Below are 25,088 nucleotides of genomic sequence, written 5' to 3' on the forward strand. Positions count from 1 at the left end.
TCCAGGGAGGATATATGTCTTTCCTGGATTTCTTTTGTATAACTAAAAATTTTTATTTAAGGAAGAGATTTTACAATTGAAAGATACAATATTGTCACTAATAGAATAGATTTGGATGAAATAAATACAAGCATCAAAAACTTGATATTATCACAAATAATGTATAATGATATAATAGGAATTAGGTTCATGGATTGGAGGAAACAGCAATGAATAAACACGTAGAAAAAGCTATGGAGATAAGAAACGAGACACCGATGGTCAATAACTGTGCGCAGACCATTCTGCGGGCTTACGCGGACGAGCTCGGAATAACAGGAGATATGGCGGCAAAGCTCAGTGCTAATTTCGGTGGTGGCATGAAGTGTGGTTCAACCTGCGGTGCGATCACAGGAGGACTTATGGTACTTGGCGCTCTGGGCGTTGAGAATCCATACGTGATAAATCAGTTCAGGCGCAGGATAGCAGATAACCACAATGGCATGACCGATTGTGCTGATCTGTTAAAGGCAAATGCCCAAAAGGGTGGAATCAAGAAAGTGCACTGTGACGGCATGATCAGGGAGGCTATAGAGCTGATAGATGAACTGGTGAAGAGTGAATAAATATAACAAGAACAACGTGTTTAACTATCCTGGAGGAAAAAGGGATTCTGGAATGGAGGATGCAAGTAAATGAAAATAGACTACAGAAGACTTACAGAAAATGAACTTGATACATTTATAAATATGAGAATAAATCAGCTCAGGGAAGAGGGCGCAAAAGAAGAGATAGACCTGGTGCCAGCGCTTAAGGATTATTATACCCGGCATATGGCAGACGGAACGTTTGTATCATGGCTGGCTTTTGACGGGGATGATATTATAGGGACAAGCGGTATGTCATTTGTGGAGAAACCGCCTTATTTTGGATGTCCAAGTGGAAGAATAGGGTTGCTCTCCAGTATGTTTACCAACCCTAATTATAGAAGAAAGGGCATTGCAAAGGAACTGTTATCCCGTGTTGTAAATGATGCAAGGGATTATGGATGTGGAACGATACAGATCACGGCATCTGACATGGGTGTTAAATTGTATACGGATTTCGGATTTGTTCATAATGGTAATTTCATGCAGTATAAGCTGTAGTATATATGATGATGGAGCAAAAGTTACATTTAGAGATTGCCCTGCCTATCACAGTGGGAGATAACGTCTGGATCGGAACGAATGTTTCGGTGCTGCCGGGAGTTACTTATTTTAGGGCGAAGTTATAAGTAATTAGTATTGACACAGCAATAAACTCCTTTATAATAAATACTACAAATGTAATATTTATTATAAAGGAGTTTTGATATGATGAACTTATATTTTTTTATCTTGAAATACTACGTGTGTAATATATACAAGAAGTTATATTGTATGCTACTTTTGGTTGGCATAGCCATATTGTTATGCAGTTGTTCCAATAAAAATGCAGTGGCAGACGCAGAGCGGACAGTTATTGATTTTAGTATATCTGATGAAAATCAGTTTATTGCAGATTTGGATGATATATATTCATCCTGTCAGGATATGAAATGCAAGACCGAGGAAGAAAAACTGAATCAGACTAGGACCGTAATAGAATCGATGGGAAGTAAGGGGTACATAGCTGTGGATGTGGAGAATCAGATCAATATGGCAAATGCAGAGAATGCGGAGATGTTTTTATCAGAGGTGGCTGAAAACAGAGATGCGGGATGTACAATACTGCAGGTCATGTATGATAAGTCCTTTGTAAGGTTTGATTTTAAATCAGGCAGTAACAATGTGATGATAACCAGGCGATTCTATGTGTGGGAGAATAACTGTTTTGTTGAGAAAAATGAAGAAAACTATAAGGCCTATACATGGAAATACACAGACGGATATCTATTTTTTGAGAGGTACAGGATGGGAGGATATGACGGAGATTCTGCGTATACGGCATTACGAGTTGAGCCTCTGGATGAGAAGTTAAGGGTACTTAACAGAAAGTATATCAAGACGATTGGATATGATTCGAATAATTTATTTACCACAAACTGGGATGAATCAGATATGAACAAAATAAATTATTACGATATCTATGAAGCACTTTACAAAATGAAATATGGTATGTCTAGTCCCTATTCGGACGAGGGGGTTACATATATGATAGAAGGGAAGTTATACGAGAAGGTGTTTCAGGAGTATTTGCCTGTGTCTACAGATGTACTTCAGCATGTCAATGTATATGATGTGTCCAGACAAATGTATCAGTACAGAACGAGGGGGATGTTTGATCACAGTGTGACACCATTGGTTCCATTTCCAGAGGTAGTGGATGCTGAGTATAATGCTGACGGAACAATAACCCTCATAGTAAATGCTGTTTCGGAGAAGGATGAGAGTGGCAGATTATTTACACATAAAGTTACAATAAAGGAGAAAGAAAATGATGGATTTGAGTATGTGTCAAATGATGTTCTGACGATGGGCAAAGAGGGGATATATTGGTACAGAGACAGGCTTTCTGATAAAGAGTGGCAGGAGCACTACGGAGATAAGACCATCACAATAAATCAGAATGGAAATGTTATTGATGATAGTCTGTTATCCGATGACGAAATGGAGAATGTAAAAGTAAATATAATAGGAATATTGCAGTCAGATGCCATAAGAAAGTTGTATGAGGATGAAGATATTTCGGATAATAGTGATTTAATATATGGTGCAGTAGATATCTTAGGAAGCAGTGGACTGATTTGTTTTTCTGATGATACCAATATGTATAATTATCAGCTATTTCAGTCTTTTTATAGAAATTATACAGATGGTGGAGAGCGAGATTACATTTGCGTATATAGGGTAAACAGGGATGCAAGCGTGACGGAGATGACATTTGTGTATGATGACAGCCGGATACAGATGATTTTCAACACAGCAAAGTACGAGAATCGTGACTGGAAGTTTATAGCGACTGGCATACGGGATTTAAAAGATATGAAACTCACAGAAAAAGGCTACTTTATATATACATACTCAAATATAATAGCCCATGGTGGGCTGAAGGAGTATTTCAGAGTCAGTCCGTTGACGGATGAATGCAGGAAATTGACAAGAAAATATGTGTATGGGCTTAGTTATGTGAATTACAATATGCTTGTTATCGATTGGGATGAGTCAAATGCATCAGATATACTTGTGCCGTGTATGTTTGATGATATATACAGACTGTACACTGGTGAAAATCTGAAACCTGATGGTGGATGGATAGATGCAGACAAATATGAGTCTGTTATGTTGTCAATGTTCCCTGTCACTGTAACGGAGCTGAGGGATAATTGTGATTACAATTCAGAAAAAAATTCGTACAGATATCAGGTCATTCTAGGAAAACAGTATCCACCATTCGGAGAGGTTGTGGACTATATCTACAACGATGATGGAACTGTTTCGCTTATTGTTGATGCGGTGTGGGCTGACAAGGGATCGGACATTGCATTTAGAAATACACTTACAGTAAAACCGGAAGAAGATGGTACTTTCAAATATATGTCAAATCATATAGAGAAGATGGAATGTGACATACCGGTTTATTCTGACTGATATTCATAGGCATATATTCCAAGATCACGCAGTATTGACAGAGAGATCTTCGATGCGGAAAGTCCGTCCGCTGATAAAAACTGATTGTCATTTTCAGAAAGTGATATATTCGTGGCGAAAAAGTAATCATTATCATTAGATGTAATGAATCCGACGAACCAGCCGTTTATATTTATATCATCAACTCTGCCGGTACCTGTCTTGCCATACAGACTTTTTCCATCTGAGTTTGCAATAAACATGGACTCTATGACTGTATCCACATTTGTCTTAGACAGCTTCCAATCATTATTTTTCAGGTGACATAGCAGTTCTACCTGCTCTACCGGGGATATAGTCAGAGAGGATTCCAGCCAGTAACAGTTCTGAGCTGAATTGATATTCTGATTTCCATATTCAATAAGACCGAGAAAATTTTTCGCATCTGTGTGGTCCATAGCTGCATCCAGATTGTCAAAATACCAGTTTACAGATCCGGTCATGGCAGATCGAAGTGTCTGGTCTGTGTTCCAGGCATCAAAAGGGTAAGAGCTCCCATCCCAGCGCATAAATGAGTTGTCGGAAGTTATGATGCCATGTTCAAGAGCCATCACTGCGTCATATATTTTATATGTAGAATCCGGTGAAGTGCGGCATAGAGCTTTGTCCTGGTTATAGATATACCATTTATCATTTCCCTTGTCGTACAGAGCAAAACAGCCGTTGTAGTCAGAAAAGTAGCTGGATAGATCCAAGGATTCCAGATTCACCGGGGCAAAATCCTTGTATTGTGTATCATCCAGAGCATATACAGATAATGGCGCACATACAGTCATCAGCAATATGATAATTGAAAATGCATATATACATTTCCGTTTTTCTCTGTTGGTGACAGGGTTGAAATTAACAATAAGCTGAAGCCTTGTTTTAAGTAATTTTTTCCTGCTTTTGCTCTTGAATGATACCGATGATGAATTACTGGATCTGCTTGCAGCCGCACGGAGGATGGTCTGTCCATACTTCACAGCATAGCTTTGACCAAGGTACTGCAATACATCATTGTCACATGCTTTTTCTCTGTCATGTCTTGCTGTATGTAATGTGTATATAACAACAGGATTGAACCAATACAGTATGCAGAATATGCAGATAAACATATTTACGGCATTGTCTCTGCGTTTAAAATGTTGTAGTTCATGTAACAAAATATGTCTCAGGTCGGTTATTGTGTAATCGGATATGCAGTCGTTGATTTGGCGTGGAATATATATAACAGGGCGGAATACACCTACAATGACCGCTCCAGATAAAGCAGAGGAGGAATATAATTTCGGTTTGTATCTGCGCACATTGCAGAGCTCAAGGCATTCCGAATATATATTCAATATGACAGTATCGTCGGTGACTGGAACAGCAGATTTTTTCAGCTTGTATAGTGATATGCCTGACACTATTAAACGGATGGAAAATATGTAAACTCCGGCAAGCCAGATAATAAAAAGGAGCTTTGGATATATTGTAGATGTACTGTTTACAGATACAGCAAAGTCGTTCATCCAGTTCCCATTTGATGAAGGGCTGGTATTGATAGGCACAGGAGTAACTGTATTTGCGGCAGAAGTACTTCTGTTAAATAATGATCGTATGAAACCTATGGCCTGGAATATAAATGAATTATTTACAGGGATAAATGGAATTACGAGAAGAAACAGCACAATATATATGGTGTTGTATCTGCCGTTACATGTTAGCTGTTTTCTGAACATAAATCGAACAAATATCATTAGCAGCAGAGCGAAACTTATGGATATATTGCTGATAAAAAAATGTGTGAAAAATTCAGTCAAGCCTTATTTCCTCCCGGTGCCTTTTACATTTAATATGTCTTGAAGTTCCTTTATATCATCAGCACTAAGCTCATCACTATCCACAAACGCAGAAACCATGTCGGATATGTGTCCATTGAAAAACTTCTTTAGAAAAGATGAGCTTTCATGTTTTCGATATTCCTCCTGACTGATGACAGGGGAGTAGACGAACATGCGGCCCTTTTTCTCATAGGAGATGGCAGACTTATCAGAAAGTCTTTTGATGAGAGTTTGGATAGTCCTAGGATTCCATGAAGTGGTCTGCAACAGTTTGTCAGTAATGTCATTTGTGCTTATAGGGGCATAGTTCCATATAACCTTCATAACTTCATATTCAGCTTCGGAAATCTGGGGAATGTGTTTCATAGATTATACTCCTTTAATACTACACTTGTAATAACAGTATAAAGATTATCGGGTGGGGTGTCAACCTTTGTCTATACATATGAGGAAACTCTCCAAAAAGGATTGTTTAGCAGAGTATATAATTTTCAAACACCGGGTAACATACTCATATACAGGCTAAGGAGGTATATGGGATGATATCACCAGACACAATAAAGCTGCTCAGGGAATGTGATGCCGGGATCAAGATGGGTGTTTCGTCTATTGATGAGGTGCTTGGGTATGTGCATGCGGCGAAAATGAAGAAGATACTTATAGAATGTAAGGAGGAGCACAACGCAATAAAACAGGAGATACAGAAACTACTGGATGAGTACCATGACGATGGCAAGGATCCAAATCCAATAGCAAAGGGCATGTCATGGATCAAGACAAATGTGAAACTCATAGTGGATGAGTCGGACAATACCATAGCGGAGCTTATGACGGATGGCTGCAATATGGGTGTGAAGTCGCTGAATAAATATCTAAACGAATATAAGGCGGCGGATGACAGGGCGAAGGATAAGACGAAGAGACTCATAGAGCTTGAGAAGAAACTCTGCGAGCAGATGCATCCTTTTTTATAAGTGCTTGTTGACTAAAAAAGTTTTATTAAATATACTTGTAAATATGAGAACCCAACATGTCTGTAGATGACGCGGATCATGTTGGGGATTTATTGTTTTAGGGGAACAGAAAAAATTGATACAAGAAGGAGAAGATATATGAACAGGCAGGTTTACAACCCTTTTTTGCCGTTGAATGAGTACATACCTGACGGCGAGCCGCATGTATGGGGCGACAGGGTTTATCATTATGGATCTCACGATAAGGAGGGCGGTTACACGTTCTGTATGCAGGATTATGTGGTGTACTCCGCGCCGGTAAAAGATCTGACAAGCTGGCGATGCGAGGGCATTACATACAGGGCGAGCCAGGATCCGGCATACCCGGAGCTGAAGTATATGTACGCGCCAGATGTTGTGAGGGGGAATGATGGCAGATATTATCTGTATTACTGTATGGGCGGTGACTACGGTTACGGCGGATACACAGGTCCGATCAGTGTGGCTGTGTGCGATACGCCGGCGGGCAAATACGAATATCTTGGCCATGTGCATTACAAGGACGGCACTGTGATGAAGAAGTACATTTGCTTTGATCCGGCAGCCATGAATGATGACGGAACCATCAGGATATTCTACGGAACCCAGTACGGATACGAGGAGGAGCCTGATTTTCTGACAAATGGCAGGCTGGATGATGAGGTATCTATGTTTGGAAGAACAAAGGAGGAGATACTTGGCTACAAGGACAGCATCATGGGACCAATCATGGTGGTGCTTGAGGACGATATGCTGACGGTCAAGGAAGAACCGAGGCACATCATTCCTTACGCTGTGAAGGGCACATCATTTGAGGAGCATCCATTTTTTGAGGGTTCATCCATGAGAAAGGTGGGAGACAAATACTACTTTGTTTATTCGTCATGGCAGAACCATGAGCTGTGCTATGCGGTGAGCGATTATCCGGATCACGGATTTACATTTGGTGGCACTATAGTGTCAAATGGCGATGTGGGATATAAGGGAAGAAGTTTCGAGAACAAGCTGAATATGACCGGAACCACGCACGGAAGTATAGAGTGCATAGATGGTCAGTGGTACGTGTTCTATCACAGGCTCACACATAAGTCGGACTACAGCAGACAGGCCTGTGCCGAGAAGATCTATATAGCTGCGGATGGACACATAGACCAGGTGGAGGTTACGAGCTGCGGACTGAACAATGGACCGCTTGTGGCAAATGGCACGTATCCAGCGGTGATAGCATGCAACCTGACAAATGGACATATGCCGCACGGCTCCAACAGTATATACACGATAGAATTCCCAAATGTGACGAACAAGGGTGAGGATAGATTTATTGCGGAGATAGAGGATGGAACACTCATAGGGTATAAGTATTTTGCGCTTGGGGGCAGCAGTACATTTGGCGTGAATGTCAGATATGAGACGGATGCCAACAAGGTGGTGTATGAGGGACCTGTCAGGGTAGACGAGAGATGCGAGAATCAGGAGCAGCTCAAGGATGCAAACGATCTGGCAGAGAATGTAGAAGGATACTTTGACATATGTGTGACAGAAGATAGTGAGAGTATCGGAAGAATAGATATACCTGTATCTGAAGATATCTCAGAGACAGAGTGGAGATGGTGCGAGAACAAAGTGGATTTCCCAGAGGGAGTCCACGCGGTGTATCTTGTATACCATGGCAGAATAAAGGTTCAATTAAAAGATATACGATTTAGGTAAAATATTGAAAGAAGAGGGAGAATTATGAAGAAGTCAAATGGTGCGGCACTGATACCGATATACGTCTTTCTTGTCCTGTATCTGGGACTTGGAATACTGTTTGAGTACGTGCTGAAGATCCCGATGGGATTTTACAATATTCCAATAGTGGTTGCCTTTATGGTGGCGATATTTGTGGCATGTCTGCAGAACAGAAAGGTAAGCTTTGATGAGAAGCTTCAGATCATGGCAAATGGACTTACAGACAAAAATATTATAACCATGCTGCTCATATTCCTGACGGCGGGAATATTTGTGGGAGTCGTGGGGCGGAGCAGTGCCGAGAGTGTGGCATACTTTATGCTGAGTATCATTCCGGCGAGATTTTCCGTGGCAGTTTTGTTCGTTGTAGCGTGCTTTGTCTCAACAGCTATGGGAACGTCTGTTGGAACAATAACACTTCTGACGCCTATAGGAGTTGCAGTTGCCGATGCGTCAGGATTTAATCTGCCGCTCTGTGTGGCGTCCATCATGGGCGGTGCGATGTTCGGAGATAACCTGTCGTTCATATCGGATACGACCATAGCAGCATGTAATGGTCAGGGGTGTGCCATGAAAGATAAGTTCAGGGCAAACTTCTGGATAGCATTTCCTGCAGCGATTGTGACGCTCATAGTAATCTTGGTTAAGTCATTCAATACTGAGATAGGCGGAGTAGTACAACATGATTATAATATGATACAGATCATACCTTATGTTCTGGTACTCATAGGAGGAATAGTGGGATTTAATGTGTTTGTAGTCCTGATAGTTGGAATCGTGTCAGGCTCCATCATCATGCTTGCCACAGGGCAGACGGCAGCAGTGGATCTCCTGACGAATATGGGAAGCGGTGCAGCGGGAATGTTCGAGACGAGTATGGTAGCTGTACTTGTGGCTGCCATGTGTTCACTCATCAGAGAGTATGGCGGATTTGAGGCGCTGCTTTCGGCTATAAAGAAGGTGTTCAAGGGTGACAAGGGAGGTCAGCTCGGAATCGGACTTCTGGTTGGAGCCATGGACATAGCCACAGCCAACAATACGGTCGCGATAGTCATGGCAAATCCGATAGCAAAGGAGATGGCAGAGGATTATGGTATATCCCCGAAGAGATCAGCGTCGCTGCTTGATACATTTTCATGCATATTCCAGGGAATCATTCCTTACGGTGCCCAGATGCTGGTTGCAATATCAGCGGTGTCGGAGCTGGGACATGAGATATCAGCATTCCAGATAATCCCAAATTTGTTTTATCCAATACTCCTTCTTGTCAGTTCGCTTGTGTGGATGCTTATAAGAAGTAATGACAAACCACATATGGCAAAGAGACGGTAAAGAATATAGATGGACGAGATTTCGTAATATAATAAATAAATATTCGAAAAAACATGCAAAAAACCAAGAAAAATCTTGAAAATGCGTGTTTTTTCGTTTTTATTTAAGAATTTTTATGCTATAATTTACACTTGTGAATTATAAATAAAAAATAGGAGGAGTAACATGGACGCATTCACAAACTTTTTAGGCAAAGTTGATGATATTGTCTGGGGCTTGCCACTCATAATACTCATCATCGTCTGCGGAATCTATCTGACGATCAGACTTAAGTTCCTTCAGATAGTTCATCTGCCAAAGGCACTGAGATTCATGATCAAGAATGAGGAAGACGGTACAGGAGAGGTGACGAGCTTTGGCGCGTTATGTACAGCACTTTCAGCAACTATCGGTACAGGTAATATCGTAGGAGTAGCAACAGCTATAGGTATCCTTGCCGGTGGTCCCGGAGCACTTTTCTGGATGTGGATCGCAGCGCTTTTTGGAATGGCAACAAAGTATTCAGAGGGACTGCTTGCTGTAAAGTACAGAAAGATTGACGAGGATGGACACGTTCTCGGAGGACCTTTCTATTACATTGAGAGCGGTATGGGTCACAAGTGGAGGTGGCTTGCAAAGATATTTGCATTCTTCGGAGCATGCGTAGGTCTTATGGGTATCGGTACATTTACACAGGTAAATGGTATTGCTTCTGCAGTTCAGGCTTTCTTTGATCCTGACAAGGCAAATACAGTATCAATCTTTGGAAATGACTACTCAATAGCCATCGTCATCTCAGCATTTATTCTTGCAATCCTTGTAGGACTTGTTGTAATCGGTGGAATCCAGAGAATATCAAAGGTTTCTCAGATTATAGTACCATTCATGGCAGTTCTCTACATCGTGGTGTGTCTGGTTCTTATCATAGTTAATATAAATAAAGTTCCAGCTGCATTTGAAACAATAGTCAAGTGCGCATTTAAGCCTATGTCATTTGCAGGTGGTGTTACAGCAAGTCTTGCAATAGCCATGCAGAAGGGTGTTGCACGTGGTATCTTCTCGAATGAGGCTGGCCTTGGTTCTGCACCTATCGCAGCAGCAGCAGCTCAGACAAAGGAGCCTGTTCGTCAGGGACTTGTAACAATGACAGGTACATTTATTGATACTATCATCGTATGTACAATGACAGGTCTTTCAATCGTTATGATGGGAAGCTGGCAGGATGGCAGCCTTGAGGGAATCGCAGTCACAACTGATGCATTCCAGAAGGGACTTTTCTTTATGCCAGGTCAGGTTGCAGCATTCATCCTGATGATCTGCCTTGTATTCTTCGCATTTACAACTATCCTTGGTTGGGACTATTATGGTGAGAGGTGTCTTGAGTACCTCACAAACGGCAGCAAGGTCTCAGTTCAGATCTATCGTTGGTTATACATACTTTGCGTATTTATCGGACCATACATGACAGTTAAGGCTGTATGGACTATCGCTGATATATTTAACGGACTTATGGCGATTCCGAATATCATAGCACTGCTTGCACTCAGCAGTGTGGTTGTGGCAGAGACAAAGGATTACTTTGCACGCCACAAGGAACTGTAGGGTTCGATTGAAGTAAATATTTATAATAATTGGGTGAGCATCTACCAGCAGTCAGGCAAAATTTTGTCTGGCTGCTTTTTTATTTGCGGGAGTTTTTTTGATTTATAAAGCAATAACAGTTGACAATAAAGTTAGTAGCGGCTAACATTGTGGTTGTTAAGAGAATTGGATCAGGGGGATGTAACAAATGAAAGGTTCTGAAACTATAAAAGAAACGCTGCACAAGGCGGATTGTGTCTTATATCCGGTTGGTGACAGAAGAGATAAAGTTGTCATTGTGTTATCAGGCAGCGAGGGCGGTCTGGAGTATACAGGAAAATGGAGGAAAAAGTTGTGAAAAAACAGTTTTTTGAAATCGAGAAGGATGGGTTCTACGGAACATACTACGAGAATCCAAATGGGGCTGACTGTGCATTCATAGGACTGTTTGGAGATGATCCGAATGATTTTATGGCGAAGTGCGGAGCAAAGTGGCTGCACAAAAATGGTGTGAACGCACTCTGTGTATCTCCCGGAAGAAAGAATTACAGCCATGTAAATAATCCGCTGGAGAGAATAGAGTCGGCTATTGCATGGCTGAAAAGTCATGGAAACCGGAAAATAGGAATCATGGGAATGAGCACGGCTGGAATGGATTCCCTTGTTGCGGCGTCGTATTTTCCTGATATCACATTGACATTTGGACTTACGGCAAGTGACTTTGTATGGCAGGGATTTGAACAGGGCAAAAAAGACGGATGCAAGGAATGGCCGATACCGGGTGCATCGACTCTTTCGTGGAGAGGCGAGCCTCTTGCTTATATGCCATTTGTGTATGAGCATCCTGTGTACTGGCAGAAAATCGAGGAGGAGACAAAGGGCTCCGGCGACATTGAGCGCAGTACCTGCCTGTTCATCGACTCGGAGAAGGCAAGGGAACATACGGAAGAGGAAATGATCAAGGTCGAGAACATAAAGGGAAAGCTGTTTCTTATTGGTGCAGATGACGACTCATTCTGGGAGGCGGGCAAATACATCCGCAGAATGGATCAGCGACTGAAAGAATGTCCGCATACATGTGAGTATGTGCCGCTTGTGTATGAGCATGGAACTCATTTTGTTCTGCCGGAATCGATGCTTCGTATGGCACTTCCGGTTGGACTGAAATTCGTCATGAAGTTTATATTCAAGGCTGCAAAGGATTATCCAAATGAGTGCGAGGCGACGAGAAAGGATATAGACAGAAGACTCTCAGCCGCACTTAAGGAATGGATACAGGAATAAAAAGGGCAGGCGATTAAAATGTTGAAATATGGAATGTATGCAAAAGCTGTGGAACTGCTGTGTTTTAAGCAGGCACTTGCAAGGCTTGCGCAGATATATCCTGATATGGACATGAAGAGATATAAAAGATCCGTGAAGAGAGAGTACAAGGAGATGCTTCTCAGAACTCCCGATATAGGTGGAAGCTCACTGGAGATGAACCTGTATATCGCAGCATTTGTATTTTCACTGCACAAGGCAGAGCCGGATAGGATCACACCTGAAGTTGTGGATGAGATGGTCACTGCGGTGTTCGATTCGCCTTTCATGGTGAAGGCGCATGAGAACAAGAAGTGTACGCTCTTCACTGACAATGTTCAGGACAAAAAGGTGCAGGAGAGCATAGCAAGCCAGACATCAAAGTATGAGCTTGACTGGAAATTCCACTACGAGAAAGGTGTAGACGAATTCTATAACACTTATACGGAATGTGGAATATGCAAACTGGGCAAGAGGGAAAACTGCTTTGAATTCGTTCCGTGCCTGTGCAATATGGATGAGAGAAATTACAGAAATGAAGGAGGCCAGCTTCAGCGTACCAAGACCCTTGGTCAGGGTGATGAATGCTGTGATTTCCATGTCACACTGATAAAATGACGTTAAAATGGACTAGAGTCCAATGTTCACAATGTTAACCCGTGGATTTACGAGGAGTCATTTTAACAGCGTTTCCTTGATCTGATTGCGGCATTTGATAAATGCGGCAAATATTTTGTATGGGGGAGCTTGAAATGGTAAATACAATAGCATTTTTACTTATAGTATTTGGGATTATGTTTCTGATTGGTATTGCAATGGCAATACTTGCTTTATATTTCAATATCAAGATGAAGCATCCCATATTTTCAATTATATTTTCAATAATACTTATACCTCTGATTTGTATTCCGATACAATTCACTGGTGGAATCTTGATTTCACGATGCATGCTGATAATTGCTTTGATATATAGTGTGGCAATGATTGTAATGGCGGTGAAAAATATCAGAGACAATTGTTGAATATGCACTCTTTATGCGAATGCCCTCATTGAGCCGGCAGGCGGCATGATGGGGACAAGTGTATCAGCATGATGCGTAATTGTTGAGCGTTGAATTGGATCATGATGGCAAGAGTTTAATATTTTCATCATGATCTAAAGAAAGAATATGGTATGAGGAAGGAAAAATACAATGACTATCCATGAGTTCGGAAAAGAGAATAAAGAAACGATAATATTGATACATCCATCTGTTGTGAAGTGGGATTACTTTGAGAATGTAATTCCTCTGTTAGAAAAGAATTATCATCTGCTGGTTCCGGCACTTCCGGGTTATGATTTTGACAATGACAATGACTTTACAAGCGTGGAGCAGATTGCATCAGACTTAAATAACTGGATCAAGGCGAAGGGATTCACGGAGATATATGCTGTATATGGCTGTTCTATGGGCGGTTCCGTTGCGCTTATGGTTGCGCTGGGACAGAAGGTTAGAATACAGCATTGTGTAATAGACGGCGGAATCACACCGTATCAGTTGCCATGGATCGTGACACGCTTTATTGCGCTCAAGGATTATCTAATGATGATGATAGGCAGAGCAGGCGGTGTGGCTTTGCTGGAAAAGGCATTTGCTACAGACGACTATTCCAAGGAAGATCTGCAGTATGTTGCGGATGTTCTGAGACATTGCAGCAGCAAAACACTGTGGCGAACATTTGAATCGTGCAATAACTATAAGGTGCCGGATCCTGTTCCGAAGATTGATACGCACATCCATTATTGGTACGCAAAGAATGAAGAAAAAGAGCGGAAAAATGATATAGCGTATATCAGGCGCAGGCTACCTCAGACGGAGTTTGAAGTATTACCGGAACTCGGACACGGCGGACTTGTCTTACTCAGGCCTGAGTTGTTTGAGGAAATGATGAGCAAGTTTCAGTGAGATATGGAAAATATGAGTTAATATACGTTTGACATGAAGGGGGTGGAGAATGCTAATATAATATCAAAAGGTGCAACCGATAGACGGTTAGCCCTGATATTATTGGATACAAAAGTAACCGCTAAAGTTTGTTAGGACTGGGCGGTTATTTTTGTGTCTTATCATTGCTCTTAGAGCCAACGGCATAATCAAGAGCAAAGCAAGTGATGCATAAAGCTGATTATGGCTATAAACTCCTGTGATGAAGGCTAACCGCCTACCGAATAGGGTAGCACCGCATATATCACATCAAACAAATGTTCGACTCTCAGTGTAGGTAGTTTGGCGAGAAGGGTAGCTTGGAGAGAAGTGTAATCAATAAAAAGCGCATAATATTTTCGCAAATTAAAATAAAACCGGGAAAAGGATACAAAGACATTAGAAATTGTATCCTTTTCCTGGTTTTTGTCATTTTAGATAAAATTTTATGCACTTTTGAATGCTGAGAGGTCTTGCTGGCCAACAAATTGTAAACTAGAGCAAGCCTCTAGTCCTTTAACTGGCAATCCGGGCCACCTGAGCGGCAAAGCCGCTCGCGCCCGATATTACTCAGCGTCCTTTATCTCACTGTGAAGCTCCTGCAGTGACTTCACATCGCTGTCGCCATGCGCCTGAACGTACAGGATACCCTTTGCGGTTGCTCTTGCGCCTGCAATTGTAGTCACATAAGGAATCTTTGCCTTGATGGCAGCCTTTCTGAGGTAACTGTCGTCGTGGGCACTTTCCTTACCGCTCGGAGAATTGATTATCAGGTCTATAGAGCCATTTGTTATAAGGTCATTGATGTTTGGTCTGCCCTCCTGGAGCTTTTTGACTTTCTCAGCTTTTACTCCGGCAGCCGTAATTATGGCATATGTTCCGCTTGTAGCAAGGATCTTGAAACCAGCTTTCTCGAAGAGCTGAGCGATCTCGATAACCTCATCCTTGTCCTTTCTGTTTACAGAGATCAGGACAGTTCCGCTTGTAGGAAGGAGAGTCTGTGTAGCCTCCTGAGCCTTGTAGAATGCCTCTCCGTAGTAGGTTGAAAGTCCGAGAACCTCACCTGTAGATCTCATCTCAGGTCCTAAGATCGGGTCAACCTCTGGGAACATGTTGAATGGGAATACAGCCTCCTTAACTCCGTAATATGGTATGTGCTGCTCCTTGAGAGCTGGAACAGGAGATGGTCTTCCTGTGAGCTCTGATGTGATGATATCAGTAGCGATAGGAACCATGCGCACGTTACATACCTTTGATACGAGAGGCACTGTACGGGATGCTCTAGGATTTGCCTCAAGAACATATACCTTGCCTTTCTCAATAGCGTACTGCATGTTCATAAGACCTACGACATGCATCTCCTCAGCGATCTTCTTTGTATATTCTTTGATAGTAGCAACATTCTCAGCAGTGATGTGTACTGAAGGAATGATGCAGGCTGAATCACCTGAGTGAACTCCGGCAAGCTCGATGTGCTCCATAACGGCAGGAACAAATGCGTGAGTTCCGTCGCTTATGGCATCTGCCTCACACTCAAGGGCGTGATTCAGGAATCTGTCTATAAGTATAGGTCTGTCAGGTGTGACACCAACGGCAGCTCTCATATATCCGTCAAGGCTCTCGTCATCGTATACGACCTCCATACCACGTCCACCGAGAACGTATGATGGACGGACCATGACTGGATAGCCAATCTTGTGAGCGATCTCAAGTGCCTCGTCAACAGTAGTAGCCATACCAGATTCTGGCATAGGTATCTCAAGTTTATCCATCATCTCACGGAAGAGATCTCTGTCCTCTGCAAGATCGATGACAGCAGGAGATGTACCGAGGATCTTTACGCCGTTCTTCTCAAGGTCAGAAGCAAGGTTAAGAGGTGTCTGACCGCCGAACTGTGCGATGACGCCCACTGGCTTTTCCTTGTTGTAAATGCTGAGAACATCCTCAAGTGTAAGTGGCTCAAAGTAGAGCTTATCTGATGTATCATAGTCAGTTGAAACAGTCTCTGGATTACAGTTTACTATGATAGTCTCAAATCCGAGCTTCTTAAGTGCCAGTGATGCATGTACGCAACAGTAGTCAAACTCGATACCCTGACCGATTCTGTTAGGACCTCCGCCGAGGATCATAACCTTTGGCTTGTTCTCATTTATCGGATTGCTGTCAGGTGCATTGTATGTGGAGTAGTAGTAAGCACTGTCCTTTGTTCCACTTACGTGTACGCCTTCCCATGCCTCAGTAACTCCGAGCTCGATTCTCTTATTTCTGATGTCCTCCTCAGGAATCTCAAGGATCTGGCTGAGGTATCTGTCTGAGAAACCGTCCTTCTTTGCAGTGGTAAGAGCCTCGTCGGATGGGAGAGAGCCCTTGTGTGCTGCGAGTGCTTCCTCTTCCTCAACGAGTTCCTTCATCTGCTCAACAAAGTAGTGCTTAACCTTTGTTATATCGAAAATCTCATCTACTGTAGCACCCTTTCTGAGCGCCTCGTACATGATGAAATGTCTGTCGCTTGATGGATGTGCAAGCATGCGCAATAGTTCATCCTTGCTCTTTGTATTGTAGTCCTTGGCGTAGCCGAGGCCGTATCTTCCTGTCTCAAGGCTTCGGATAGCCTTCTGGAATGCCTCCTTGTAGGTCTTACCGATACTCATGACCTCACCTACGGCACGCATCTGGGTTCCGAGCTTGTCCTCAACACCCTTGAACTTCTCGAATGCCCAACGTGCGAACTTGATAACCACATAGTCACCGTCCGGAACGTATTTGTCCAGTGTGCCATACTTACCGCACTCGATATCCTTGAGGGTAAGTCCTGTTGCCAGCATGGCTGACACAAGGGCAATAGGGAATCCTGTAGCCTTTGATGCCAGAGCAGAAGAACGGGATGTTCTAGGGTTGATCTCGATTACGATGATTCTGTCAGATACAGGGTCATGTGCGAACTGTACATTTGTTCCACCGATGACCTCAACAGAGTCAACGATCTTGTATGCCTGCTCCTGAAGTCTCTTCTGAACGTCCTCAGAGATTGTGAGCATAGGAGCGGAGCAGAATGAATCACCTGTGTGTACGCCGAGAGGATCGATGTTCTCGATGAAACATACAGTGATCATATTGCCTTCGCAGTCACGTACAACTTCAAGCTCAAGCTCCTCCCATCCGAGGATTGACTCCTCAACGAGGACCTGACCTACAAGGCTGGCCTGGAGACCTCTTGCACAGACAGTTTTGAGCTCCTCCTTGTTGTATACGAGTCCGCCGCCGGCACCGCCCATGGTGTATGCAGGACGAAGAACAACAGGGTATCCGAGCTGATCTGCGATGGCGAGAGCCTCATCTACAGAGTAGGCAACCTCGCTTCTTGCCATTTCTATTCCGATTGCGTTCATGGATTTCTTGAATTCGATTCTGTCCTCACCGCGCTCAATGGCATCTACCTGAACACCGATGACCTTGACATTGTATTTGTCTAAGATGCCTTCTTTTGCAAGTTCAGCACAAAGGTTAAGTCCTGACTGTCCTCCAAGATTTGGAAGAAGAGCGTCAGGTCTCTCTTTTGCAATTATCTGCTCAAGTCTCTTGACATTGAGCGGCTCAATGTATGTGACATCAGCTGTCTCAGGATCTGTCATGATGGTAGCAGGGTTGGAATTGACCAATACGATCTCGTAACCAAGCTTCTTAAGGGCCTTGCACGCCTGAGTACCTGAGTAGTCGAACTCACATGCCTGACCGATGATGATTGGACCAGATCCTATTATCAGAACTTTGTTAATGTCTTCTCTTTTTGGCATATCTTTCTCCTTATTGTAAAATGATTCTTGTTCAGAGCGAGAGCACTGAAAACTACATGAAATCACACAAAATAAAGAAGTATTTTAATGTGATTTTAAACATTGCCGGACATCGTTTATTTTCTTTTATAAAAATGCCCAAATTATTGATATTATAAAGTATAAGAGCCCAAAAGTACATAGCTAATAAGGAAATAAATTGAAAAAATGAACTGAAATATGAAATGGATCAAGAATTGAATTGGAAAGTACGTATGAATATATAGTAAAAATTATGAATGGCATGGAATTTTTTATAAAAAATCCGGCACATATGAAAAAACACACATGCCGGATAAAATGTCTTATAACACTTTTGAAAGGAAATCCTTAAGTCTAGGATTCTTAGGGTTGCCGAAGAATTCCTCCGGTGTACCGGATTCTAGAATCTGTCCGTCGTCAATAAATACAACCTTATTGGCAACCTCTCTGGCGAATCCCATCTCATGGGTAACAATGATCATTGTCATGCCTTCGTCTGCAAGAGCCTTCATAAGATCAAGAACCTCGCCGACCATCTCGGGGTCAAGAGCGGAGGTTGGCTCATCAAACAGAATGACATCAGGATTCATGGCAAGCGCACGGACGATGGCAACACGCTGTTTCTGACCGCCTGAGAGAGTAGATGGATATACATCCGCCTTGTCCTCCAGACCGATCCTCTTCAGGAGTTCCTCCGCCTTTGCATGTGCCTCGGCAATGATCTCTGATTTTGTTGTTGTTATTTCCTGCTTTGTCTGCTTTTCCTTGCGGAAGAGATTGGTGACAGGAAGCAGAAGATTATGCCGCTTTGCCTTTTTCAGATCCTGACATCTGACATAGACAGGAGCAAGCATGATATTCTGTATAACAGTCTTGTTGTTATACAGATTGAAATGCTGGAAAACCATACCCATATGACGGCGGTGTATGTTGATATCAACCTTAGGGTCTGCTATATCAACACCATTGAATATAATCTGGCCGCCGGTAGGATCTTCCATACAGTTCAAACAGCGAAGAAATGTACTTTTACCAGAACCTGAAGGGCCGATAACAACCATTATATCGCCTTTGTCTATGGTGATATTGATGCCGTTTAAGACTTTGTTATCACCGAAGCTTTTTTCAAGATTAATGACGTCTATCACTCTTTCTCAGGCTCCTTTCCATTAATTTGATTCCCAGGCTGATGAGAAGCACCATCACGATGTAGATAAGTGCCATGACCAGATAAGGGACCATGAATTCGTAGCTGTTACTTCCGATGTAGTTGAATGCAACGTAGAGATCAGTTGCTCCGACAAAACTTACAACTGAAGTCTCCTTTATTAAAGAAATAAATTCATTTCCAAGGGTTGGCAGAATATTCTTGACTGCCTGAGGTATAACGATTTTGAGCATGGTAGTCGAAAAACTGAGTCCCATGGCACGTCCACCTTCCATCTGACCTGGATCAACGGAGAGTATACCACCACGCATGATCTCTGAGATGTAGGCACCGCTGTTGAGTCCGAATACAAGCATAGCCACCTGAACTCCTGTCATGTGTCCTCCCACTATAGGAAGAAGAACATAGTAGAAGAGAAGAAGCTGTACAACCATAGGTGTTCCACGGAAGAAACCTACATATACACTGCAGATCGCATCCAGAACCCTAGGCAGACGCTTGTACTTTGGAATTACCCTGACGGTAGCAATGAGGGTACCGATTATTATACCGATGATAAGACCGGCAATGGCTATTATCACAGTATTCTTCAGACCCTCGACTACCTTAACATACCCGTTGTTGTCGATGAATATTTCTATGAACTTTTGTATTTTTGTAGAAATGTCTCCCATGAAATATCCTTTCAAACATAATTGGCGTTAATACTAAAATTACTAAATTCGAATTAAAATTTACTGCATTGCGTTAAGAGCAGCAGTGATGCTGGCTGCAGGAGCAGCATCGATGATAACATAGTTGAGGTTACCATTTAAAAGATCCTGAACTGCAAGAGAACCGTTCTTGTAGCCTGTTGAAGTCATAGCAAGCTTTGTGAATCCCCAGTCTGCGTCACCCTCGCAGTAGAACTGTCCGGTAGTACCTGTCTGGAAACCAATCTTCATGTCTGAGCCTTTAGCCTGAAGGATCTTGTTGACATCATCAGCTGTCTTGCAATCATCAAACTCTGTATTGTCTGATGTAACGATAAGCTTCTGAGAAGCCTTGTAGTATGAATCTGAGAAGCTTACATACTCCTCACGATCTGGCTTTATAGTAAGACCTGCCATAGCGATATCACACTTGTGCTGACCAACTGAGAGACATACAGCATCGAAATCCATGTTCTGGATAACGAGCTCCTTGCCAAGCTTGTCTGCGAGAGCCTTAGCTATCTCCATATCGACACCATAGTAGTTCTCTCCCTTTGTATACTCAAATGGCTCGAATGCAGCATTGGTTGCAACTACAAGCTGATCCTTGTTTGCATCGAGTGTTGCTGACTCAACTGCAACAGGCTCGCCATCGCCGAAGTAGTGATTGCAGATCTCTTCAAATGTTCCGTCTTCGTTCATTGACTTGATGAAATCGTTAACCTGTGTTAAGAGCTCAGGCTGTTCCTTGTCAACACCGAAAGCATACTGCTCGTCTGTAAGGTCAATCTCGATGACCTTTGCAGTCTTCTTTGATGAAGCACTCCCTGAACCTGCCTCCGAAGAATCATCCTTGCTTCCACATGCAGTAAGAGCTGTCATAGCCAGAACTGCTGACATTGAAATTGCTAATAATTTTTTGAGTTTCATTTTTACATCTTCCTTTCATATTTTATCTGAATAAATATACCATTGTGTTTCAAAAAAAGCAATTAATATATGAAAAAACTCGTTCCAAAAGTGGGAAAAAGTGATATGCCTAATAAAAACAGGCTTTTATTCATGATTTATAAATAAACATTGTTATATGAATAGTATTTACTATATAATACATTTGTACCAATTAAAAAAATGAAACTCATATTAAATATGGAGAATACAGGGAGGTCAGATTATATGAGATACGAGATCAAAGGCGGCATGATGCCTGTGGTAGAAATCATTCTGGAGGCAGGGGAATCTATAAACTGCGAAAAAGGTGCAATGGTATGGATGTCTCCGAATATGCAGATGCAGACATCAGGTGGCGGAGTAGGCAAGATGTTCACCAGGGCCATATCCGGTGAATCGATGTTCCGAAATACATATACGGCTCAGGGGGGACCTGGACTGATAGCATTCGGTTCAAGCTTTGTGGGGAATATAATGGCGGTTGAGATAGGACCTGGCAAGGAGATCATTTGTCAGAAGTCAGCATACCTTGCATCGACACCGGGAATCAATCTGGAGATAGCTTTTCAAAAGAAGATAGCCGGTGGGTTCTTCGGAGGTGAGGGATTTATTATGCAGAGGATTACAGGTCAGGGAATAGTGTTCCTTGAAATCGATGGTTCTGTTGTGGATTACATGCTTGCACCGGGACAGCAGATGGTCATTGACACAGGTTATCTTGCAATGATGGATGCAACATGTTCCTTAAACGCAGAGACAGTAAAGGGTGGTGCCATGAATATGTTCTTTGGAGGAGAGGGATTCTTCAATACAGTGGTAACTGGTCCTGGCAAGATAACACTTCAGACCATGCCGAAGTCGCAGCTTGCCGCTGAGATAGCATCCATGATACCATCTAAATAACCAATAGAGCCATATATTTAAGCCGACCCCAAAAGAACACTGCAGCATCTTTCAATGTCGGCTAACTTGAAAATAAAAAGTTAAATATGAAATTTTGACGAAAATATAGTCGAATACAGTGATTAAACTTAGATTTTTCAACCAAAATTTGCAAAATACTGCAAACTTATGCGATTAAGGTCTAGACAACCGGAGAAATAAATTATATGATACAAGGGTTGAACGTTAGGATAGTCTATTTGATGTAGAATATTTTGACGTGCAACCTGGACATATAACTATAACATTGTTAGGTAGCAAGGGAGACTTTTATGAAAGCGTACAGTGAATTATCAAGAGAAGAGTTAATGGAACTTAGAGAGCAGCTGCTTGCGGCATATGAAGAGAAGAAGGCTCTTGGCCTGAACCTTGATATGTCAAGAGGTAAGCCATCACCAACCCAGCTTGGAGTATCTGTTGGTCTTATGGATGTTATCAACAGTGATTCTGATATGAAGTCAGAGTGTGGCATAGACTGCAGAAACTATGGGTGCCTTGATGGAATTCCAGAGGTCAAGAGACTTATGGCTGAGATGATGGGAACCACTGAGGATCATATCTTCATCGGTGGTAACGCAAGTCTCACTCTTATGTTTGACACTGTATCAAGAGCATATACACATGGAATAATGGGAGAGACACCTTGGTGCAAGCTAGATAAGGTGAAGTTCCTCTGTCCTGTTCCAGGATATGACAGACATTTTGCCATCACAGAGCATTTTGGAATAGAGATGATCAACATACCTATGTCAGAGACAGGTCCAGACATGGATATGGTTGAAGAACTTGTAAATTCAGATCCAACAGTAAAGGGCATATGGTGCGTGCCAAAGTACTCAAACCCACAGGGAATCTGTTACAGCGATGAGACAGTAAGAAGATTTGCAAATCTAAGACCAGCAGCTAAGGACTTCAGAATCTTCTGGGACAATGCATATGTCATCCATCATCTGTATGAGGACAATCAGGTAGAGATACTTGATATCATCGGAGAGTGTGAAAAGGCCGGCAATCCGGATATGGTATTTGAGTTTGCTTCAACATCAAAGGTAAGCTTCCCTGGTTCAGGAGTTTCAGCTATGGCTACATCACATGCAAATCTTGAGGATGCCAAGAAGCATTACACAATACAGACCATAGGAAACGATAAGGTAAATCAGCTCAGACATGCAAGATACTTCAAGAACCTTGACGGACTCAAGGAGCATATGAAGAAGCATGCTGATTTCATGAGACCAAAGTTTGAAACAACTCTCAAAGTTCTTGAGGAGGAGCTTGATGGACTTGGAATTGGTTCATGGATCAAGCCTCTCGGCGGATATTTCATATCATTTGACGCTATGGAAGGCTGTGCAAAGGCTATAGTTGCAAAGTGCAAGGAGGCAGGAGTTATCCTCACAGGCGCAGGAGCAACATTCCCATACCACAACGATCCAAAGGACAGCAACATCAGAATCGCACCTTCATTCCCTACACCGGAGGAGATGCAGCAGGCAACAGAGATATTTGTTCTCTGCGTAAAGCTTGTAAGTGTTCAGAAACTGCTTGAGTCATAAATGGCAATGTCGGGGCAATAATGCAGATATAGATAAAAAGATCTCATTCATATGGATGGGATCTTTTTTTGACTCTTCACATCATGACTGTTTGACTGATTCTGTGACTATTCAATCAATAACACTCAAACAGATAATAAAATGTGAACAGCGCAATCGGTTGAAACGTTCTGACTATACATAAAGTTACAAAATGTTCATAAAACAGACATTATTTTGGCAATTTTTCATCATTGATATATCACAATGATGTACTTATAATTTAGAGATGATAAGAATGAGTCTTATTAAGTTGAAATAGAAGTTTATGGTCGGGAGGGGTATGGTTGTTTAACTACTATATATACAGAACCTACTTTAATGCAAAACATAGTTTTAATGGCGACATAACGAAGATACATGGACACTCATTTACAGTTGTCACTTATATAGGTATGAAGGATAGTAAAGAGGATATTCCCTTTTTTAAGTTGGAAGCAATCATCTCGTCATTTATAGATCAGTATAGGGGACGGTATCTTAATGAACTTCCTGAGTTTGAGGGATGTGGTAATACCCTTGAGACAATAGGCGACTACTTCTACGAGAAATTGCGAAAACAGTTTATGAAAAGTGGTATGGAGTTATACCAGCTTGATATATCTGAGAATCCGCTATGTGTGTATCAGGTATCTGACAGGATGCTGCTGCCGACCATGAACATGGATACAAGCAACAGAAATTATCAGAAGATATTTGATGATATATTGAAACTTGAGAGTATGACAGGACTTAGCTGATATAGATGAAATATATACATATATAAATTGAGCAATGAAAATATACTACAGAGATGAGGCGTGATGAGTATGAAGAAAAGAGAATCGTATAAGAAACATTTGAACAGAGGCGTTATGGCTGTTTCTTTCGCTGTTATTTTTATAGTTTTTTCTATTATGGGCGGCAGAATACAGGCATTTGCGGATGATGCAGTTGCAACCCAGACAGATGCGGCAAAGAGCAATTCAAGTGGACCTGTCACAACAGGGCTTGCCATAGATGGATATTACGGTGAATGGAGTCAGTATCCATCTGCTGATATAACATATAACAGCAACAATGGCTATTCGGTTCACAAGGGACAGATTGCGATAGATGGCGACAGGCTGTATGTGCATTTTTCCATGAATGACCTGTACACATCACAGATGCAGTTCCAGTTCTGGAACATTACAGTAGATGGTAAACAGTGTGTGCTCAATGTATTACCTGTGAATTCAGATGGTTCGATCAACTGGTCGGGACAGATGTATAATCTAGGTGAGGGAATATACAGGAATTTTGGTGTGTTCGCAGGTTACTATACAGATATAGATGGCGATGTGGCATTTACGGTTTATGATGCAGCACACACTGAGACGGGAAAGGGTGATGAGATAGAGTTTTCAATATCAATGAAGAAACTGGCTGATTATCTGGGTATAAACATTGATCAGGGGGCGACTATCACAGTGTCCAACCCTAATATCGGCGCGCAGGGCGTAACTATAACCGGAACTCCGACAGGTCCGTGGGCAGGGGCAGCTATGGCGATGGCACTTGCAACAGGCGGAGTGTTTGTGTGCAGAAGAAAGAAGAGGTAAACCCTCGTATAATAAAATTACTAT

Annotated in this window: 22 protein-coding genes; 16 read left to right on the forward strand and 6 right to left on the reverse strand. The window is 42.2% G+C overall.

What is annotated here, in order from left to right; all coding sequences use genetic code 11:
* Positions 1–209 precede the first annotated feature (209 nt).
* The 3 genes from ARA78_RS02200 to ARA78_RS02210 all read left to right on the forward strand — a co-directional run bounded on the left by ARA78_RS02200 (position 210) and on the right by ARA78_RS02210 (position 3,590).
* A complete protein-coding gene (locus ARA78_RS02200) occupies positions 210–605 on the forward strand; it encodes a C-GCAxxG-C-C family protein (RefSeq protein WP_004854122.1) in 396 nt (131 codons plus the stop codon).
* 69 nt (positions 606–674) lie between these two features.
* A complete protein-coding gene (locus ARA78_RS02205) occupies positions 675–1,127 on the forward strand; it encodes a GNAT family N-acetyltransferase (RefSeq protein WP_015535041.1) in 453 nt (150 codons plus the stop codon).
* A gap of 273 nt (positions 1,128–1,400) precedes the next feature.
* Complete coding sequence (locus tag ARA78_RS02210) at positions 1,401–3,590, forward strand: DUF6070 family protein (RefSeq protein WP_156329348.1); 2,190 nt, start codon at positions 1,401–1,403, stop codon at positions 3,588–3,590.
* Here the strand turns inward: ARA78_RS02210 and ARA78_RS02215 are convergent.
* Both ARA78_RS02215 and ARA78_RS02220 read right to left on the reverse strand, forming a co-directional pair.
* Entirely contained in the window at positions 3,578–5,416 is a 1,839-nt protein-coding gene (locus ARA78_RS02215) for a BlaR1 family beta-lactam sensor/signal transducer (protein ID WP_022216346.1), read from the reverse strand. The two genes, ARA78_RS02210 and ARA78_RS02215, sit on opposite strands and share 13 nt — an antisense overlap.
* Before the next feature lie 3 nt (positions 5,417–5,419).
* A complete protein-coding gene (locus ARA78_RS02220) occupies positions 5,420–5,803 on the reverse strand; it encodes a BlaI/MecI/CopY family transcriptional regulator (RefSeq protein ID WP_055279920.1) in 384 nt (127 codons plus the stop codon).
* A 173-nt stretch (positions 5,804–5,976) separates the two neighbouring features.
* On the opposite strand from ARA78_RS02220, the gene ARA78_RS02225 reads away from it, so the two are divergent.
* From ARA78_RS02225 to ARA78_RS02260, 9 genes are all read left to right on the forward strand, one after another.
* On the forward strand, positions 5,977–6,411 hold the full coding sequence (locus tag ARA78_RS02225) for a hypothetical protein (protein ID WP_015535037.1): 435 nt from the start codon (positions 5,977–5,979) through the stop codon (positions 6,409–6,411).
* Positions 6,412–6,549: 138 nt separating this feature from the next.
* Positions 6,550–8,139 (forward strand): family 43 glycosylhydrolase, encoded by a 1,590-nt coding sequence (locus tag ARA78_RS02230; RefSeq protein WP_022216348.1) that lies wholly within the window; start codon positions 6,550–6,552, stop codon positions 8,137–8,139.
* 24 nt (positions 8,140–8,163) lie between these two features.
* Positions 8,164–9,492, forward strand: coding sequence for a Na+/H+ antiporter NhaC family protein (locus ARA78_RS02235; protein WP_022216349.1), 1,329 nt, complete (start codon positions 8,164–8,166; stop codon positions 9,490–9,492).
* Positions 9,493–9,657: 165 nt separating this feature from the next.
* Entirely contained in the window at positions 9,658–11,073 is a 1,416-nt protein-coding gene (locus tag ARA78_RS02240; protein WP_022216350.1) for an alanine/glycine:cation symporter family protein, read from the forward strand.
* A gap of 187 nt (positions 11,074–11,260) precedes the next feature.
* Positions 11,261–11,410, forward strand: coding sequence for a hypothetical protein (locus ARA78_RS14000; RefSeq protein WP_015535036.1), 150 nt, complete (start codon positions 11,261–11,263; stop codon positions 11,408–11,410).
* On the forward strand, positions 11,392–12,336 hold the full coding sequence (locus ARA78_RS02245) for an acyl-CoA thioester hydrolase/BAAT C-terminal domain-containing protein (protein ID WP_070097443.1): 945 nt from the start codon (positions 11,392–11,394) through the stop codon (positions 12,334–12,336). Before ARA78_RS14000 ends, ARA78_RS02245 begins: the two co-directional genes overlap by 19 nt.
* An 18-nt stretch (positions 12,337–12,354) precedes the next feature.
* Positions 12,355–12,972, forward strand: coding sequence for an L-2-amino-thiazoline-4-carboxylic acid hydrolase (locus ARA78_RS02250; protein ID WP_022216354.1), 618 nt, complete (start codon positions 12,355–12,357; stop codon positions 12,970–12,972).
* 134 nt (positions 12,973–13,106) lie between these two features.
* Positions 13,107–13,376 carry a hypothetical protein gene (locus tag ARA78_RS02255; protein ID WP_055144294.1) on the forward strand — a complete coding sequence of 90 codons (270 nt, stop codon included), beginning with the start codon at positions 13,107–13,109 and terminating at the stop codon, positions 13,374–13,376.
* A 171-nt stretch (positions 13,377–13,547) separates the two neighbouring features.
* Positions 13,548–14,300: an alpha/beta fold hydrolase gene (locus ARA78_RS02260; RefSeq protein ID WP_004853039.1), complete on the forward strand. Its 753-nt coding sequence runs from the start codon at positions 13,548–13,550 to the stop codon at positions 14,298–14,300.
* 584 nt (positions 14,301–14,884) lie between these two features.
* On the opposite strand, the gene carB is transcribed toward ARA78_RS02260, so the two are convergent.
* The 4 genes from carB to ARA78_RS02280 form a co-directional block, all read right to left on the reverse strand.
* Positions 14,885–18,112: a carbamoyl-phosphate synthase large subunit gene (gene carB, locus ARA78_RS02265; RefSeq protein ID WP_055144296.1), complete on the reverse strand. Its 3,228-nt coding sequence runs from the start codon at positions 18,110–18,112 to the stop codon at positions 14,885–14,887.
* Positions 18,113–18,456: 344 nt separating this feature from the next.
* Positions 18,457–19,281 (reverse strand): amino acid ABC transporter ATP-binding protein, encoded by an 825-nt coding sequence (locus tag ARA78_RS02270; RefSeq protein ID WP_004853032.1) that lies wholly within the window; start codon positions 19,279–19,281, stop codon positions 18,457–18,459.
* Positions 19,265–19,975 carry an amino acid ABC transporter permease gene (locus tag ARA78_RS02275; protein ID WP_004853031.1) on the reverse strand — a complete coding sequence of 237 codons (711 nt, stop codon included), beginning with the start codon at positions 19,973–19,975 and terminating at the stop codon, positions 19,265–19,267. Before ARA78_RS02275 ends, ARA78_RS02270 begins: the two co-directional genes overlap by 17 nt.
* 60 nt (positions 19,976–20,035) lie before the next feature.
* Positions 20,036–20,923 (reverse strand): transporter substrate-binding domain-containing protein, encoded by an 888-nt coding sequence (locus tag ARA78_RS02280; RefSeq protein WP_055144298.1) that lies wholly within the window; start codon positions 20,921–20,923, stop codon positions 20,036–20,038.
* Positions 20,924–21,169: 246 nt separating this feature from the next.
* Between ARA78_RS02280 and ARA78_RS02285 the strand changes: the two genes are divergently transcribed.
* The 4 genes from ARA78_RS02285 (at position 21,170) to ARA78_RS02300 (ending at position 25,064) form a co-directional block, all read left to right on the forward strand.
* Complete coding sequence (locus ARA78_RS02285) at positions 21,170–21,847, forward strand: TIGR00266 family protein (RefSeq protein ID WP_022216357.1); 678 nt, start codon at positions 21,170–21,172, stop codon at positions 21,845–21,847.
* Between the two features lie 311 nt (positions 21,848–22,158).
* The gene (locus ARA78_RS02290; protein ID WP_055144300.1) at positions 22,159–23,442 is read left to right on the forward strand and encodes an aminotransferase class I/II-fold pyridoxal phosphate-dependent enzyme; all 1,284 of its coding nucleotides are present in this window, start codon (positions 22,159–22,161) and stop codon (positions 23,440–23,442) included.
* 326 nt (positions 23,443–23,768) lie between these two features.
* Positions 23,769–24,221, forward strand: coding sequence for a 6-carboxytetrahydropterin synthase (locus tag ARA78_RS02295; RefSeq protein ID WP_055272840.1), 453 nt, complete (start codon positions 23,769–23,771; stop codon positions 24,219–24,221).
* A 69-nt stretch (positions 24,222–24,290) separates the two neighbouring features.
* Positions 24,291–25,064 (forward strand): Firmicu-CTERM sorting domain-containing protein, encoded by a 774-nt coding sequence (locus ARA78_RS02300; RefSeq protein WP_015535029.1) that lies wholly within the window; start codon positions 24,291–24,293, stop codon positions 25,062–25,064.
* Positions 25,065–25,088: the final 24 nt, after the last annotated feature.

It is taken from the genome of Coprococcus eutactus, assembly GCF_001404675.1.
In the GTDB taxonomy this organism is placed as follows: Bacteria; Bacillota; Clostridia; order Lachnospirales; family Lachnospiraceae; genus Coprococcus; species Coprococcus aceti.

Coding starts and splice junctions, on each gene's coding strand:
- ARA78_RS02200 (WP_004854122.1), top strand. CDS start 210: ATGAATAAACACGTAGAAAAAGCTATGGAGATAAGAAACGAGACACCG.
- ARA78_RS02205 (WP_015535041.1), top strand. CDS start 675: ATGAAAATAGACTACAGAAGACTTACAGAAAATGAACTTGATACATTT.
- ARA78_RS02210 (WP_156329348.1), top strand. CDS start 1,401: ATGCTACTTTTGGTTGGCATAGCCATATTGTTATGCAGTTGTTCCAAT.
- ARA78_RS02220 (WP_055279920.1), bottom strand. CDS start 5,803: ATGAAACACATTCCCCAGATTTCCGAAGCTGAATATGAAGTTATGAAG.
- ARA78_RS02225 (WP_015535037.1), top strand. CDS start 5,977: ATGATATCACCAGACACAATAAAGCTGCTCAGGGAATGTGATGCCGGG.
- ARA78_RS02230 (WP_022216348.1), top strand. CDS start 6,550: ATGAACAGGCAGGTTTACAACCCTTTTTTGCCGTTGAATGAGTACATA.
- ARA78_RS02235 (WP_022216349.1), top strand. CDS start 8,164: ATGAAGAAGTCAAATGGTGCGGCACTGATACCGATATACGTCTTTCTT.
- ARA78_RS02240 (WP_022216350.1), top strand. CDS start 9,658: ATGGACGCATTCACAAACTTTTTAGGCAAAGTTGATGATATTGTCTGG.
- ARA78_RS14000 (WP_015535036.1), top strand. CDS start 11,261: ATGAAAGGTTCTGAAACTATAAAAGAAACGCTGCACAAGGCGGATTGT.
- ARA78_RS02245 (WP_070097443.1), top strand. CDS start 11,392: ATGGAGGAAAAAGTTGTGAAAAAACAGTTTTTTGAAATCGAGAAGGAT.
- ARA78_RS02250 (WP_022216354.1), top strand. CDS start 12,355: ATGTTGAAATATGGAATGTATGCAAAAGCTGTGGAACTGCTGTGTTTT.
- ARA78_RS02255 (WP_055144294.1), top strand. CDS start 13,107: ATGGTAAATACAATAGCATTTTTACTTATAGTATTTGGGATTATGTTT.
- ARA78_RS02260 (WP_004853039.1), top strand. CDS start 13,548: ATGACTATCCATGAGTTCGGAAAAGAGAATAAAGAAACGATAATATTG.
- carB (WP_055144296.1), bottom strand. CDS start 18,112: ATGCCAAAAAGAGAAGACATTAACAAAGTTCTGATAATAGGATCTGGT.
- ARA78_RS02275 (WP_004853031.1), bottom strand. CDS start 19,975: ATGGGAGACATTTCTACAAAAATACAAAAGTTCATAGAAATATTCATC.
- ARA78_RS02280 (WP_055144298.1), bottom strand. CDS start 20,923: ATGAAACTCAAAAAATTATTAGCAATTTCAATGTCAGCAGTTCTGGCT.
- ARA78_RS02285 (WP_022216357.1), top strand. CDS start 21,170: ATGAGATACGAGATCAAAGGCGGCATGATGCCTGTGGTAGAAATCATT.
- ARA78_RS02290 (WP_055144300.1), top strand. CDS start 22,159: ATGAAAGCGTACAGTGAATTATCAAGAGAAGAGTTAATGGAACTTAGA.
- ARA78_RS02300 (WP_015535029.1), top strand. CDS start 24,291: ATGAAGAAAAGAGAATCGTATAAGAAACATTTGAACAGAGGCGTTATG.